The organism is Pseudobacillus badius (genome assembly GCF_002189605.1).
GTDB classification, from domain to species: Bacteria; Bacillota; Bacilli; order Bacillales; family Domibacillaceae; genus Pseudobacillus; species Pseudobacillus badius.
Map to the genome: position 1 here is coordinate 218,284 of NZ_MWMM01000001.1, position 14,845 is coordinate 233,128.

Annotated in this window: 16 protein-coding genes; 10 read left to right on the plus strand and 6 right to left on the minus strand. The window is 44.3% G+C overall.

What is annotated here, in order from left to right:
• The first annotated feature begins 174 nt into the window (after positions 1–174).
• Positions 175–1,197 (plus strand): YkvI family membrane protein, encoded by a 1,023-nt coding sequence (locus B1A98_RS01035; protein ID WP_063384137.1) that lies wholly within the window; start codon positions 175–177, stop codon positions 1,195–1,197.
• Positions 1,198–1,278: 81 nt separating this feature from the next.
• Here B1A98_RS01035 and B1A98_RS01040 read toward each other — a convergent pair whose 3' ends face one another.
• Positions 1,279–1,890, minus strand: coding sequence for a CPBP family intramembrane glutamic endopeptidase (locus B1A98_RS01040; RefSeq protein ID WP_063384136.1), 612 nt, complete (start codon positions 1,888–1,890; stop codon positions 1,279–1,281).
• A gap of 997 nt (positions 1,891–2,887) precedes the next feature.
• On the minus strand, positions 2,888–3,079 hold the full coding sequence (locus tag B1A98_RS01050) for a YkvS family protein (protein ID WP_041099658.1): 192 nt from the start codon (positions 3,077–3,079) through the stop codon (positions 2,888–2,890).
• A 292-nt stretch (positions 3,080–3,371) separates the two neighbouring features.
• Between B1A98_RS01050 and B1A98_RS01055 the strand changes: the two genes are divergently transcribed.
• From B1A98_RS01055 to B1A98_RS01065, 3 genes are all read left to right on the plus strand, one after another.
• The gene (locus B1A98_RS01055) at positions 3,372–3,566 is read left to right on the plus strand and encodes a hypothetical protein (RefSeq protein WP_041099660.1); all 195 of its coding nucleotides are present in this window, start codon (positions 3,372–3,374) and stop codon (positions 3,564–3,566) included.
• 289 nt (positions 3,567–3,855) lie between these two features.
• The gene (locus B1A98_RS01060) at positions 3,856–4,641 is read left to right on the plus strand and encodes an SDR family oxidoreductase (RefSeq protein WP_063383417.1); all 786 of its coding nucleotides are present in this window, start codon (positions 3,856–3,858) and stop codon (positions 4,639–4,641) included.
• 258 nt (positions 4,642–4,899) lie between these two features.
• Positions 4,900–5,757 carry an NAD(P)-dependent oxidoreductase gene (locus tag B1A98_RS01065; protein ID WP_063383418.1) on the plus strand — a complete coding sequence of 286 codons (858 nt, stop codon included), beginning with the start codon at positions 4,900–4,902 and terminating at the stop codon, positions 5,755–5,757.
• Between the two features lie 54 nt (positions 5,758–5,811).
• Here the strand turns inward: B1A98_RS01065 and B1A98_RS01070 are convergent, their stop codons facing one another.
• A complete protein-coding gene (locus tag B1A98_RS01070) occupies positions 5,812–6,969 on the minus strand; it encodes an aminotransferase A (RefSeq protein ID WP_063383419.1) in 1,158 nt (385 codons plus the stop codon).
• A gap of 92 nt (positions 6,970–7,061) precedes the next feature.
• Here B1A98_RS01070 and corA point away from each other — a divergent pair, with 92 nt between their 5' ends.
• Complete coding sequence (corA, locus tag B1A98_RS01075; RefSeq protein WP_063383420.1) at positions 7,062–8,042, plus strand: magnesium/cobalt transporter CorA; 981 nt, start codon at positions 7,062–7,064, stop codon at positions 8,040–8,042.
• Between the two features lie 99 nt (positions 8,043–8,141).
• A complete protein-coding gene (locus B1A98_RS01080; protein ID WP_063383421.1) occupies positions 8,142–9,044 on the plus strand; it encodes a chemotaxis protein in 903 nt (300 codons plus the stop codon).
• A 208-nt stretch (positions 9,045–9,252) separates the two neighbouring features.
• Here B1A98_RS01080 and B1A98_RS01085 read toward each other — a convergent pair whose 3' ends face one another.
• The 3 genes from B1A98_RS01085 to B1A98_RS01095 form a co-directional block, all read right to left on the minus strand.
• Positions 9,253–9,714, minus strand: coding sequence for a YkyB family protein (locus B1A98_RS01085; RefSeq protein WP_063383422.1), 462 nt, complete (start codon positions 9,712–9,714; stop codon positions 9,253–9,255).
• A gap of 191 nt (positions 9,715–9,905) precedes the next feature.
• Positions 9,906–10,784 (minus strand): metallophosphoesterase, encoded by an 879-nt coding sequence (locus B1A98_RS01090; protein ID WP_063383423.1) that lies wholly within the window; start codon positions 10,782–10,784, stop codon positions 9,906–9,908.
• Positions 10,785–10,987: 203 nt separating this feature from the next.
• Positions 10,988–11,230, minus strand: a complete 243-nt coding sequence (locus tag B1A98_RS01095; RefSeq protein WP_041099675.1) for a glutaredoxin family protein — start codon at positions 11,228–11,230, stop codon at positions 10,988–10,990.
• 172 nt (positions 11,231–11,402) lie between these two features.
• Between B1A98_RS01095 and B1A98_RS01100 the strand changes: the two genes are divergently transcribed.
• The 4 genes from B1A98_RS01100 (at position 11,403) to B1A98_RS01115 (ending at position 14,773) form a co-directional block, all read left to right on the plus strand.
• Positions 11,403–11,654 carry a YkuJ family protein gene (locus B1A98_RS01100; RefSeq protein ID WP_041099677.1) on the plus strand — a complete coding sequence of 84 codons (252 nt, stop codon included), beginning with the start codon at positions 11,403–11,405 and terminating at the stop codon, positions 11,652–11,654.
• A 171-nt stretch (positions 11,655–11,825) separates the two neighbouring features.
• The gene (gene cbpB / locus B1A98_RS01105; protein WP_041099679.1) at positions 11,826–12,266 is read left to right on the plus strand and encodes a cyclic-di-AMP-binding protein CbpB; all 441 of its coding nucleotides are present in this window, start codon (positions 11,826–11,828) and stop codon (positions 12,264–12,266) included.
• Positions 12,267–12,385: 119 nt separating this feature from the next.
• Positions 12,386–13,879, plus strand: a complete 1,494-nt coding sequence (locus B1A98_RS01110; RefSeq protein ID WP_063383424.1) for an MDR family MFS transporter — start codon at positions 12,386–12,388, stop codon at positions 13,877–13,879.
• A gap of 27 nt (positions 13,880–13,906) precedes the next feature.
• Positions 13,907–14,773, plus strand: a complete 867-nt coding sequence (locus B1A98_RS01115) for a LysR family transcriptional regulator (RefSeq protein WP_041099683.1) — start codon at positions 13,907–13,909, stop codon at positions 14,771–14,773.
• The last annotated feature ends 72 nt before the right edge of the window (positions 14,774–14,845 follow it).

Consider the following 14,845-nt stretch of genomic DNA (forward strand, 5'->3'; position numbering starts at 1 on the left):
TTTCCGTTTTATTTTATGATAGAGTTTTTGACTTTGACTAACTTTGACCTTGTGACTTTATTATACTCTGACCTTTTTTGACTTTCAAGTATTTTGTGGAAAAATTTTTTTGTCCTTCTTGAAAGTGAAAGACAAGCATAAGGTGAATTAACACAACTAAAGCGGGGGATGGCGTTGAGAACATGGGGAGGGGCCTGCCAAATAGCAGCGGTTTACATAGGAACCATCATCGGTGCAGGTTTTGCGACCGGAAAAGAAATTGTTCAGTTTTTTTCTCAATATGGCCTGTACGGGCTAGGCGGGATTGTTGTAAGCGGCTGGCTCTTTATTTTTCTCGGAGCGAAAATTATGTTAAAAGCTGTTGAGGTGAGGGCGGCGTCTTTTGAGGAGTTTAACTCTTATCTTTTCGGTGAGAAGCTCGGACTGGCAGCAACCTTCATTCAATTTCTCATGCTTGTCGGGGTAACGGGGGTTATGCTTTCCGGAACGGGGGCTTTGTTTGAGGAAAGGTTTCATATCCCGGGAAATGCAGGGATCGGACTCACCCTCGTGATTGGTTTTTTAATTGTCAGAAAAGGGATGTCGGGCTTGTTTGCAGTAAATATATTTGTCGTTCCGCTTATGATCATTTTCCACTTGTACGCGGCGGGGGAAGCGGCAGCTCAGCCGGCTTTTTTGGAAAACCTATTCACAAGAGTGACAGAGGGGCCGGTCTGGAAGCTGTGGACCTCCCCGTTCAGTTATGCGGCATTTAATTTAGCTTTAGCCCAAGCAGTGCTTGTTCCGCTTGCTTTTGGCATAAATGATAAGGAAACGATCAAAAAAGGGGCTTTTCTTGGCGGCGCTGCGTTAACGTGCTTAATGCTGGCCAGCCATATCAGTTTAGTTCAATTACCTAATGTGAGTGAGTACGACATTCCAATGGCTCAAATCGTCGAACGCTTAATGCCGGCTTTTCACTTTATATATGCCTTTCTTATTTACGGAGAAATCTTTACGTCTGTGGTCGGGAATGTTTACGGATTAAAGCAGCAGCTGTCCACCCATTTTTCCTGGCCGCCGTCTGTTTTGCTCTTATTGATATTTTCCGCCGGCTTCTTGTTAAGCCAAATTTCGTATGGAACGCTGCTTAGTTTGTTATATCCGCTGTTTGGATTAATTAGCCTAGTTTTTCTTATATTGCTGTGGAGAAAGTAACAGCGGACCGCAAGAAGCGGTCCGCTGTTAGTAAGTGCTGTTTTTCCTTATTGTCTTCCAGACCTGCCGCTTTGTCGTAAATTAGAAAAGCGGAAGCAGCACAATCAAGAGCACGTCAAATACAAGGTGGGAGATGATGAGCATGGGAATGCTGCGCTTCCACACGTATAACGACCCCCAGAATAAGCCAGCCATAAAAGCAGCCAATACCCAGATGAGCTTATCTGAATAAAGGAAGATGGAGGCGTAAAGAGCGGAGGAGGCAATAATTGCCGTTAAGTCATTGAAATAGATAGAAAGGCGTTTTTGGACAAAGCCGCGCCAGAACAGTTCTTCCCCAGGAATGAAAACTAAGATCAATACAACATAGTGCCAGGAGAACTGCGGAGAGTACCAGCGGTAAATGCTTGCTACTTGTTTTTCCAAGGAAAATGGAAGAACTGGAAGCAGCAGATGCCCTATAAAGAATACCGCATATAAGAGCAGTCCGGATAACACACCATATTTTAAATAGCTTCTGGTTTTTTGCTTATCATCTATTTTCTCGCTGATAATAGCGAAGCTAATGAAAAAGAGATTTGCAGCTGTGTATAAATACCAAAAAATGTCGCGATCTGAAAACGTCATGTATAGCAGCACGTGTGCCAGCACTATGCTTACAATCAGCCGCCAATCTTTCATAAGTGCCATCATTTTGAACTCCTTTCTTTTCCTGCAGAACATACACAGCCCTTATTTTAACAAAAGGTGGTTGAAAATAGAATGAAAATTCCTTGTCATTAATAAAAGGAAGTTTCTTCTGTCTTTCGCATGTAAATGGAGTGTGTTGCTTTTCACTTCAGGCGCTTCGCTTTCCGCGGGGCGGGCGGTGAGCCTCCTCGGCGCAAAATCGCCTGCGGGGTCTCACCTGTCCCGCTGCTCCCGCCGGAGTCTGCGCGCCTTCCGTTCCAATCAATGGAGTGTATAAAAAGAGGATAGTCGTATAGCTATATCTGTTTGGAGATGGAATCATCCTGCTGTGATCAAGCTGCTGAATGAAACATCAGCTGTGTTGTTTTATTTGTTTGCGTATGGGCTCAGTTGCTTTTCACTCCAGGCGCTTCGCTTTCCGCGGGGCGGGCGGTGAGCCTCCTCGGCGCAAAATCGCCTGCGGGGTCTCACCTGACCCGCTGCTCCCGCCGGAGTCTGCGCGCCTTCCGTTCCAATCAACGGAGTGCATAAAAAGAGGATAGTCGTATAGCTATATCTGTTTGGAGATGGAATCATCCTGCTGTGATCAAGCTGCTGAATGAAACATCAGCTGTGTTGTTTTATTTGTTTGCGTATGGGCTCAGTTGCTTTTCACTCCAGGCGCTTTGCTTTCCGCGGGGCGGGCGGTGAGCCTCCTCGGCGCAAAATCGCCTGCGGGGTCTCACCTGACCCGCTGCTCCCGCCGGAGTCTGCGCGCCTTTCGTTCCAATCCACGGAGTGCATAAAAAGAGGATAGTCGTATAGTCAGAAGAAGAGGGACAGCTGGCGTTGAAAGGATTCGGAAAAGGCCTTAATCGTGGATTTGGAGGGAGCGGCTGTTCACTCCAAGTTTTTGGAATGGAACAAAAATCAAAAAGGGATTCGGAATAGGCTTATTCCGAATCCCTTTTGTTGACAAGCTGAACTGCCGGCTGTATCAGGCAGCAGCTAAAGCCAAAAATCAAGCATTTATAGAAGGCGCAATAATTGTATAGTTTTTATGGTTAACAACCGTTTTTTCTTCCATTTCTAATTCTCTGAAATTCTCCATAATTGTCAAATCAACGATTACTGAATTCTCATTGACTTTTTCAACGATGCCTTGTAATCCATTTTTAAATTTAATCACATTCCCCACTTCTGCTTTCGTCATCTTTCTCTCTCCTTTACAGATTAAATTAAAAAGCTGTCCTCATGGTTTTCAAGATGTTCATAAATGTTGTCAATCAGCCCAATCACAAGAACATAGGCGATGTCTATGTTCTTTGATTGTTTCTTAAAGGCTTTTATATTAAGCTTTTGAAAGTAAGGACTAAAAGAACGAGGTTGAAACATTTTGGTATTATAATAAATTGTAAATGAATTACTTTACAGTGTGCCTTATTTTTGTAAATGAGTAAAGCATTTTGCCTGATAAGAAGAAAAATTCAGAAAGAAGGGGAAGTATGACTGCAGCAGACGCACAACAGTTAATGGATCAATTAAAAAATGGGGAGATCGCTGAATGTCACGTCAGCAAAGAGCATTTTCTCGTTTTTCAGCATGAATTGGTGCAACGGAATGATTTTAAACACTTTAGAGGAATAGCCCAGCGCGGCGGCTCCGTTATCTATCATTATACGGAAGAGGCAAGAAGTTAATAAAAAATGTTTAAAAACAGGTTTAAATCAGAAAAGACGGGCAATAATAGATACCAGTATATGATAAGACTTACTTAAGCCTTTTCATTCTCATTTTTCCCCACTTTAATCCAGACAGTGATTGTCTGGATTTTTTTTGCGTTTTCAAAAAAGTGATCAGAGAGTGAAGCCGTAAGCGCCAGCGTCCTTGTTGCAAGTCTATTTAGAACGATCATTATAAATAACAAATGAAGGAAAATTCTAAATATATTATAATGGTACAGAGACTACTGCAAAGGAGGCGGTTCAAGTGGATGGTTCTTTTCGAGGGAAAACGGCGTTAGTTCTTGCCTCAAGCCAAGGGCTGGGGAAGGCGATTGCGGCAAAATTGGCAGAGGGGGGAGCTGACGTGATGCTCGCTAGCAGAAGCGGCGAAAAGCTGGAAGAAGTGAAACAGCAGCTGCAAAAGGGGAGCGCAGGGCAGATTGAGTACACAGTATGCGACATGACTAAGCCTGAGGATATTCAAGCATTAGTTCAGAAGACGGCAGAGATATTCGGCTCCATTCATATTTTAGTCAACAATTCGGGAGGGCCGCCTGCCGGTTCATTTGAAGATATGGCAGATGAGCAATGGCAGCAGGCGTTTGAATTGAACTTATTGTCTTACATAAGAGCGATAAGGTCGGCTTTGCCTTATTTAAAGAAACAGGGCGGGAAAATTATTAATATCGCTTCCTCTTCTATTAAAGAGCCGATTGCCGGATTGATTTTGTCCAATACCTTTCGGACAGGGATTGTAGGGCTTTCGAAAACATTGGCGGAAGAGCTGGCTGCTTATGGGATTTTAGTGAATACAGTAGCGCCGGGCCGAATTGAAACGGATCGTTTAAAGTATCTTGACGAAATCAATGCTGAAAAGCAGGGAGTGTCTGTAGAGCAGTTGAATGAGCAGATAAAGAAAAAAATTCCGCTGGGCCGTTACGGGCGGCCGGAGGAATTTGCTAACGTTGTGGCTTTTTTGGCTTCTGATGCCAATACGTATATGACTGGTAGCAGCTTTTTAGTAGACGGAGGCATGATTCGTTCTATTTAATCAGGCGGCTGTCCGGTGGCTTCTTTTGTTTTCTGGTCCATACATAAGCAGCAGACAGTATCCCGTGATCAAAAAATAATAAGCTAAAAAAATTTCTTTAAATGGTTTAATCCGGCAGAAGAGTGGGAAGTATATAACCAAGCATGATCAATTGGAGATTCTCACTCACAACCCCCTTTTCTTGGGACCTGCCGCAGGGCAGGTCTTTTTTTTGTGAAGAACGGGTTTTGTTTTTAACTAGTAAAGGTGGAGAAAAGAATGAAAATTGGATTTATCGGTACAGGAGTAATGGGGAAAAGCATGGCGCATCATCTGCAGAAAGCGGGGCACTCTCTGTTTCTTTACACCCGTACGAAAGGAAAGGCGCAAGAACTTCTGGACAACGGGGCTGTATGGTGCCCAACTCCGGCGGCAGCCGCCCGCCAGGCAGACGTGGTGTTTACGATAGTGGGCGAGCCTCAGGATGTAGAAGAAGTGTACTTAGGAGCAGAAGGGATTTTAACCGAGAGCAGCAAGGGGCAAATTGTGGTGGATATGACGACCTCCCAGCCAAGCCTTGCCCGCAAGATTTTTGAAAAAGCGCTTGAGAAAGGAGTAGATGCCTTGGACGCTCCTGTATCAGGAGGAGATACAGGAGCCAAAAATGGCACCCTCGCTATTATGGTGGGCGGCAGCAAGGAGGCCTTTGAGAAAGTATTGCCGCTCTTCCAAACTTTTGGAAGTAATATTGTGTATCAAGGAGAAGCAGGAGCCGGCCAGCATACAAAGATGAGCAATCAGATCGCGATTGCGACCAACATGATTGGCGTATGTGAAGCACTTTTATACGCACAAAAGGCTGGACTGGATGTAGACAGCGTGCTGAAAAGCATTTCCACTGGGGCGGCAGGCAGCTGGTCCTTATCCAATTTAGCACCGCGAATGGTGAAAGGCGATTTTGCTCCAGGTTTTTATGTGAAGCATTTTATCAAGGATATGAAAATAGCAATTGAGGAATCAGAAAGAATGGGGCTTGAACTCCCGGGGTTGTCCCTTGCCAAAAAGATGTATGAAGAGCTTGCTTTGCAGGGCGAAGGAGAGAGCGGCACCCAAGCGCTGTTTAAATATTGGAATTAACCGAAAAGAAAAAAAGCACCCGGATGCGGCCTGTATAGGCAGCTCCGGATGCTTTTACTTGTTTGTTGTCTTGAAAAAGGCTTCTATGCGATCAAGCCCTTTTCGCAGCTCTTCCATTGAACAGGCAAAGGAAAGACGAAAATAGCCCTCTCCAAATTCAGAAAAAGCGCTGCCGGGCACAACGGCTACTTTTTGTTCCATCGCCAGCCTATAGCAGAAGTCAAAAGAAGAATCCTCGATATAGTCTGGAATGGCGACAAAGAAATAAAAAGCGCCGTCTGGTTTAATCACGTCAAGCCCCATATTAGTTAATCGGTCAAATACATAGTCCCGTCGTTTCTTATATTCGGTGCGCATCGGCACGGCGTCATTCATGCCGGCTGAAACAGCTTCTAAAGCTGCCATTTGTGAGACAGAGGATGCACAAGAAACATTGTATTGGTGCACTTTTAAAATATGTTTAGCGATAGCCTCCGGTGCAAATAAGAAGCCGATTCTCCATCCTGTCATTGCGTGTGATTTAGACAGTCCGTTTAAGGTGATCGTTTGCTCACGCAAAAAGGAAGCAATGGATACGTGAGGCATATCAAATGTCAGCTCGCTGTAAATTTCATCGGCGATCACAAAGACATCTTTTCCTCGCAATAAATCAGCAATGTCTTTTAACTCTGCTTCTGTTAAGCTGACGCCCGTCGGATTAGACGGGTAAGGCAAAATGACTGCCTTTGTTTTATCCGTCAGCGCCTTGCTGATTAACTCAGCCGTCAGCTTAAAGCCGCTGGCCCGTGTATCGACCGCGCGCACTGTTGCTTGACACATGTGAATGATTGGTTCGTAGCCGGGGTATACCGGTCCGGGCAAAATGACTTCATCCCCAGGTGACAGGACTGTCCGCAATGCAATGTCAATGGCCTGGCTGGCCCCCACAGTTACGATCACTTCCGAATCGGGAGAATAAGTAATATCATATTTGCTATGTACAAAATCCGCTGCTGCTTTCCTTAACTCCAGAAAGCCGGCATTGTGTGTATATGTCGTATAATTATCAGTAATAGCTGTTTTGCCGGCTTCTTTTACATGGTCAGGCGTTGGAAAATCAGGCTGTCCGATAGTAAGGGAAACGATATCGTCCATTCCGCCGACCAGGTTAAAGAATTTGCGGATTCCGGAAATTTGAATGTTCTTTACTCTTTCATTGATCAGGTGTTCCAATGAGGTTTCCGCCTTTCTGTATGGATATACTATATTGTAGCATTGAAAGCGGCAAACAACAGTGAAAATAGAGAAAACAATGGTGAAAAAATATGATAACAACTTGCCTGTTAAAAACCGATGGCCAACTCGTCTTTGATTCTGCCCTTGAAGAAACGAAAGCGGCAGATACAGTATGGTATTGGGTTGATTTTTTCAACCCGGATAAAGATGAGGCCAAACTGCTCAAGAGCTTTTTTCATTTTCATCCGCTGGCTGTTGAAGATTGCTTAGATAATCAAAGCGGCCGGCCTAAGCTTGATTTTTATGAAAACCATGCTTTTTTTCTTGTTCATTCTCTCGATCAGCGAACGCTTGAAGGAAAAGAGGCGGGAGTATTTATGAACAAGGAAATGATCGTAACTGTTCATCAGCAGCCCATTAATGAAATCAATGAAACTTGGGAGGGGCTTATCGAAAACGAGCGGCTTCGCCAAGGGCCGACCGCCATTTTGCACAGATTGATTGACAGGCTGGTCGATGAGTATTTTCCGCTCGTTTACGAGGTGGAAGATGCGTTAAACAGCATGGATGAAGAGCTGGATACAAACCCGCGCAGCAATATAATCGACCGTTTGTTTGATATCCGGCACGATATGTCAAAGTTAAGGCGCACAATTATTCCGATGCGCGATCTTCTTTACCGGTTGTTGAATTCTACCCGGCTTGAGTATATAGAAGATCGGCATATTTATTTCGGCGATATCCATGATCATTTAATGAAATTAGTTGAAATGCTCGAATCGTACCGCGAATTTTCCTCAGATGTCCGTGACAGCTATTTATCGGTCAATTCAGATAAGATGAATAATATTATGATGACGCTGACAGTTATTACAACGATTTTTATGCCGTTAACGTTTATTGCGGGCATATATGGCATGAACTTTGATAATATGCCTGAACTGCACACTTCATACGGTTATTTTGCGGTTCTTGCGGTTATGGGTGTTATTGCCGTTGGGATGTTTTTGCTGTTTGTAAAAGCGGGATGGCTTCAGCTCGGCCGCAAGAAAAAACGGCGTTTAAAATAAGGATTTTCTGCTCGTCTTAAAGCTTCATCTAAATATTCTTCAAAAAAGACCGACATTATTAATGAGATCATCAATTATATTTTATAAGGGGAAAAATAAATGAATAGTGAAAACGGGATCTTGCTTGAAAGCGGAACGAATGAACTGGAGATTGTTGAATTTGAGGTGCGCGGCAATAAATATGGAATTAACGTGATTAAAGTAAAGGAAATTATTCAACCGGTAGCTGTCACCTTTATTCCACATGCGCATGAGCATATTGAAGGAATTATCCAGCTGCGCGGAGAAGTGCTTCCATTAGTTAATATGGCGAAAGTGCTGGGCCTGTCTGGAGAAGAACTCGGAGAAACAGACAAATACATCGTCACCGAATTTAACAAGCAAAAAGTGGTGTTCCACGTTCAGAATGTAACGCGGATCCATCGGATTTCCTGGGAAGATATCGAGAAGCCGTCCGATATGTATCAAGGAGGCAGCAGCCAGGTCATTGGGGTGATCAAAATCAATGGTGAAATGATTTTGCTGCTCGATTTTGAAAAGGTCATTGTCGATATTAATCCGCAATCAGGCATTCATGTTGCTCAAGTGAAGCAGCTTGGCAAGCGGGAGCGTTCAGAAAAGCGCCTGGTAGTAGCGGAGGATTCTCCGCTGTTAAGAAAATTAATTAATGACACATTAGCGGAAGCCGGGTATGAAGCGGTTGACTTTTTTGAAAATGGCAAACAGGCGCTTGAATATTTGGAAAGCCAGGCTGCAGAAGTTGCTGCCGGCCAAGGGCCGCAGCTGTTGATTACGGATATTGAAATGCCGCAGATGGATGGCCATCATTTGACTCGGAGAATCAAAGAGAACACCGAGCTGAAAGAGCTGCCGGTGATTATTTTCTCTTCTCTAATCACGGAGGATTTGCGCCATAAAGGCGTAGAGGTAGGAGCAGACGCCCAAGTCAGCAAGCCGGAAATTGCCGAGTTGATCAAGCATATTGATCAATTTGTTCTTTAGCGGCTAAAGGAAGACCCGTTGAATGAAGCTTGTAAACGGGATAAATGAAAAACACCTATTAGGCTCGGTCAAGGAGCGGCCTAATAGGTGTTTTTTTGACGGAGTACGCGCATTGCCCTCAGCCTGTTGCGGAGTCTATTCCAATCAAGTCAGGGCTTTCAAAACAGGCATATTTTAAAAACGCTGACTTGAGAAGCTTAGTGGCTTTTTAGTAAGACTGGCCGAGCGGCTTAAACACCGGTTTGCGGTACTGTTTTTTTCGAGGAGGAGAAGAGTCATCCTTTTCGATAAAACCGGTATATAATTGCAACATTCTCTTTGCTTCTGTCAAATTCATATAAGTTTTCGGATTGCGCCTTTTTTTATCCAGACTTCCGAAGTGGGGAAGGGTGGAAAAATCTTCTTTGCAAGGCGGAATATGAAACGTATACTCACCGCATACGACAAGAACGTCTGACTGCTGCTGACTGTTCTTCGGATTATTGGAAAAGTGAAGGCCGGTTTTCTCTGCCCGTCCTTCCTGTATCATTTTCAAGAGTGCTTTTTTCTTCAGTAAATACAAATATTTAGGGTTTGTAGCCGTCTTAGCGTGCCGGTTGACAGTAAAGATTGCTTTGGCGAGGTTAGAAGTAGATGGAGAATGGGCAGGAGATTCTTTATAAGCATTCAATGAAAAGACTCCTTTCAGACTAATTTTTAAATCATTATACCTTTTTTTCAGTTGATTGAAAAGTATCAGACTAATTTAATTTTGCCGGCCGCAAGGGAACTTATAAGTATTGTAGAGCAATTGCAAGGCATGTCATTGATGAGAGAAGCCTTTATAAAAAGGAGCAGAGAAAGCGCGTTGGCAGACTTTCTCTACCCTTGTTTAGACTTCAAGGTGAAAACTGTAATCTCTGGAACGGACAAGAAGCGAAAAGGCAGCCGTGTGGTGCCAAGACCCCGGTTGACATAAAGAGTTAATGCTGTATTTCCGTCCACCTGATATTCACCTTCTTTATAAATTTCTGCATAGGGGGGAGTATACAACGCCCCATACCATGGCAGCTGAATTTGCCCTCCGTGCGAATGTCCGCTTAACTGAAGATGAATGCCGGCTTCAGCGGCGTCCTTCGCTAGATCCGGGGCGTGGGAAAGGAGAACGAGATATTGTCCGGCTCTAGCTGATTTCTTTGCCTGGCTTAAGCTTGGCTGGCCAAGCGAAGCATCATCTACACCAAGCAGGTGAATCGTTTCCTGCAAATGCCGCAGTTCCACTGAGCTGTTTTTTAAGAGCTGAAATCCTGATTTCTTCATAATAGATGCATATAAGTCTGTTCCGTAACCGCCATGATCATGGTTTCCGTAAACGGCAAACTTGCCTAACGGAGCTTCTAGCTTTTCCAACGTCGCAATTACATTTCTGATCTCTGCTAATTCGTAATTATCCGGTCTGTCCAGTAAGTCACCGGTGAAGAAAATCAAGTCCGGACGCAGGGATTGGATCTTTTGTGCATGTTCCTCCAATTGCTTTAACGTATATTGGAAGCCTAAGTGAGTATCGCTGAATTGAACGATGCGCTTGTTGTGAAAAGCGCGGGGGATAAGCTCATGAGCAATATCCAATTCAGTGATTTCCAGCCGCTTTGGCTCGATGAACCTGGCATAAGAATAACCGCCTCCTGCCAGTCCGAACAAAGACAGCAAGAAAGCCGCAGACTGTTTTAAAAATGACCGGCGGGAAAGTTTTTTTGCCATATTTCTTCACTCTTTCAAATGGAGTTGGTCCCCTTTATCGTAAAGAAAACAAAGAGGTTTATAAATGATTTTGCACTGCCCGCGGCGGAGAATGGAGGTCAAATAAGGGGGTTCTTCCAATTGGCTTGATCTTTACCCCGTATCGGCATGACAGCAAGAAAAAAGGATGAAACAGAGCATTCGCCCTGCCATCCTTTGAACTTTCACATGCCGTATTTATTTAATACGCTCGTTAGTTTTTCAAGGTCAAAGCCTGTTACCGCTTCATTATGCACAACGACGGTTGGAGTGGAGGAAGCATTCCATCTCGTTTGCCACTCGTTTTTCGCTGAATCATCCTCTGCGATATTTTTTTCCTCGTAGCGGACTCCGCGGTCGTTTAAAAATAGTTTGGTGATCTGACATGGAGGACAATCCGGCTGGGTATATAAAATAACAGGCTTCATTCTGTTTCTCCTTTATTTCTTTTGACTAGAATATAAAAAATAAAATAGTTGGATATAAAATAGATGTATGGTATATTTCTTTTGCCTATTTATTTTATATCAAACAGATACGGAACAGTCAAAACCAAAATAAATACCCAATAGCATAAGGTGAAAGGAGCCAATCAATTTTATGTCACAATTAACAGGCATTATTCAACGCTTAAAATCATTACAAGAAGGTGGAGAAACCGGAGAGGTGCAGCAGCGATTATTTGAAGTGAATGGCAAGACGCTGTGCCAAGTAAAGTTTTTTCCGGGAAAAGATACGTTTGAACTAGAAGTATACGATAAAGATGGAAAAGGGCATAAGTATCCTTTTGATGATATCGATATGACTGCCATTGAAATCTTTGAGCTTCTTCAGGAAGAAAAGCAACAGTAATCACCGCCTTCTTGTCCGCCCTGCTTACCATTAAGCGGGGTTTTTGAGCAGTCATGGAAATGGATGGGGAAAATTTGCTATAATGAAAGAAAGCACTTTAAACAAATGAAGAGTGCCAGCGTACATTATATGGGAAAGCACTCAGAAAAGTGTAAAGGGGTAAGTAATCAGATGATTTCCTTCGAAAGTAAAGATGTCCTCCACACGAACATTATGGATTATATCATTCCTGCTGAGAAAGTTGCCCACGTGCAACCTGGGAATAATTTAGAACATGCTTTGCTCATTTTGACGAAGAGCGGATACACGGCCATTCCGGTGTTGGATGCTAAGTACCGGCTTCAGGGACTGATTAGTTCACCGATGATCACGGAAGCGATTCTCGGACTGGAGAGAATTGAGTTTGAGAAGCTTGAGCATATGAAGGTCGAAGAAGTGATGGCTACTGATAAGCCGTGGCTCACCATTCATGACCATTTTCGGAAAGCGCTTGGGTTATTAATCAACCATCCTTTTTTGTGCGTAACGAACGAAGAAGGCGAGTTTCAAGGAATACTGACAAGACGAGTGATTTTAAAGCAGCTGAATTATCATGTGGATCAGCTTAAATAACGATCATTTTTATTTCTGGCCGGATTCCCTTCAGGCAGAGAAGCGCGAGAAATGCGAAAGCTTCTCTGCCTTTGCTGTTGATGGGCCGGCTTTTTTGATAGGTTTGTAAGGGGGATGTTATGGTGGATAATGCGCTTCGCAAAGAAAGAAAAGCGACAAGGCGCCCGTTTGTGCTGGCGGCAGTTATTCTTGCGATGTTTATGGGGGCAATTGAAGCAACCATTGTTTCTACTGCCATGCCTGCGATTGTATCGGATTTGGGCGGCTTTTCTCTTTACAGCTGGGTATTTTCAGCCTATTTACTGATGAATGCAGCGACAGTGCTCATTTATGGAAAGCTGTCTGATATTTTTGGGCGGAAGCCTGTATTAATTATTGGCATTTTAATTTTTCTTGTGGGCTCTTTTCTGTGTGGTTTAGCAGGATCTATGGAGCAGTTAATCTTCTTTCGCCTTCTTCAGGGGCTCGGTGCCGGAGCGGTCATGCCGATTGCCACCACCATTGTTGGCGATATTTATACGAAAGAAGAACGGGCAAAGGTCCAGGGCTATCTTTCCAGCGTCTGGGGGATTTCAGCGGTAACCGGCCCGGCGCTGGGCGGCTTGCTTGTAGAATTTGTCAGCTGGCGCTTTGTTTTTTGGATTAATCTGCCGCTTGGGTTGCTTGCCATTGCCGGTTTGCTGCTGTTTCTGCATGAAAGCATTGAAAAGAAAAAGCCGGAAATCGATTTCGCCGGCACGTTTGTCTTTTTAGTCTCTATTTCCTGTCTGATGTTTCTGCTAGTAGAAGGCGGCTCTAAATTTCCATGGTTATCAGGACCAAGCGCTCTTTTATTTGCCGCTGCGGCTGTTGCTTTCATTTTGTTTATTTGGATAGAGCGGCGCGCAGCTTCGCCTATGATGCCTTTTAGCTTGTGGAAAGTGCGGTCGATCTTGATCGCCAATATTGTTTCTCTTACAACAGGAGTCATGCTGATCGGAATTTCAAGCTTTCTCCCTACCTATGTGCAAGGAATTATGGGGGAAAGTGCCACAGTGGCCGGATTCACGTTAACAGCCATGTCGATTGGATGGCCAATTGCTTCCACGCTTTCTGGAAAACTGCTTTTGTCGATCGGCTATCGCAAAACAACCATGCTCGGGGGAGTATCACTTATTCTTGGCAGCGCCTTGTTTGTTTTTATGAGTGCCGAAAGCGGTCCTTGGTGGGCGGCGGTTTCCTCTTTTTTTGTGGGGGTAGGTATGGGACTTACATCTACGGCTTTCATCGTCTCCATTCAAAACTCTGTACAATGGGACCAGCGCGGAGCGGCGACTGCAGCGAATATGTTTATGAGAAATTTAGGGAATACAGTAGGAGCGGCATTGCTCGGCGGCGTTTTGAACAGCCGGCTGCAGGCTTTCTTGCAGAGCCAGCCAAATGAGGATGTGCAATCTCTATCTGTTGACTCTATTAATGAACTGCTCGGCGGGGAAGGCCATCGCCTCTCAAGCGAAATGTTTCGTACCCTGCAGGAAGGGCTGGCCGGTTCATTGCATGCGGTTTATGTTGTAGTCTTCATTTTTGCCGTGTTCTCATTTCTCTTCCTATTGCTATTAAAAAAAGGTGAATGACTCGCTTGAAGTTCGGAGGAAAAGAAAATGTTATTTTCAGAATTTCAGTTACTAAAGGTGTTAGCCGAAGAAATGAATATGAGAAAGGCAGCGCAGCGCCTGTTTGTCTCACAACCGGCGCTTTCCCAGCGGCTGCAGACGATAGAGAAAGAATGGGGCACAAGGATTTTTAACCGGTCGACGAAAGGGCTGTCGCTAACGCCAGCAGGAGAAATCATTGTTCAGTTTGCCTCTGAAGTCGTCGAGAAGCGGGAAAAGGTGCTGGAGAATATTCATGCCCTTGAATCGAAGGTGCACGGTACATTAAAGATTGCTTGTGCATCGATTGTGGGACAGAAGTGGCTGCCAAAAGTGTTGAAACAGTTTGTGAAAAAGTACCCTCATGCCAAGATTTCATTAATGACAGGGTGGAGCAGCGAGATTTCCAAGGCTCTTTATGAAGGGGAAGTGCATATTGGCATCATTCGGGGAACGCCGGAATGGAAGGGCAGGAAAATCCACTTGTTTGAGGACAGCCTCTATCTGGTCGACAAAGAAATCCGCAATGTCGAAGAGATCTTAACGTCTGACAAGCCGTTTATACAATTTAAAAGCGATTCAACGTATTATCAGGAAATTCAAGAATGGTGGCACCGGCAATTCCAAATGGCACCCAAGCAATCGATTATTGTTGACCAGATTGAGACATGCAAGCAAATGGCGTTCAACGGCATCGGCTACGCCATCCTGCCAGCCATTACATTAGATGAAGCGGAAGGAGATGTGTACAAGCTGCCATTGCTTGATGAAGAGCAGCGGCCTATCCGCCGGGACACGTGGCTGCTTGGATATGATGCTGCTTTTGAACTTAAGCAAGTACAGGCTTTTATTGAAGTTGTGGAGGAATGCAAGTAGAGAAAGCGCACGCAAAAATAGTCTTGTGAAATTTTCTTTACTCTGATAAATTAAGAAGAAATGCGGAGCCAT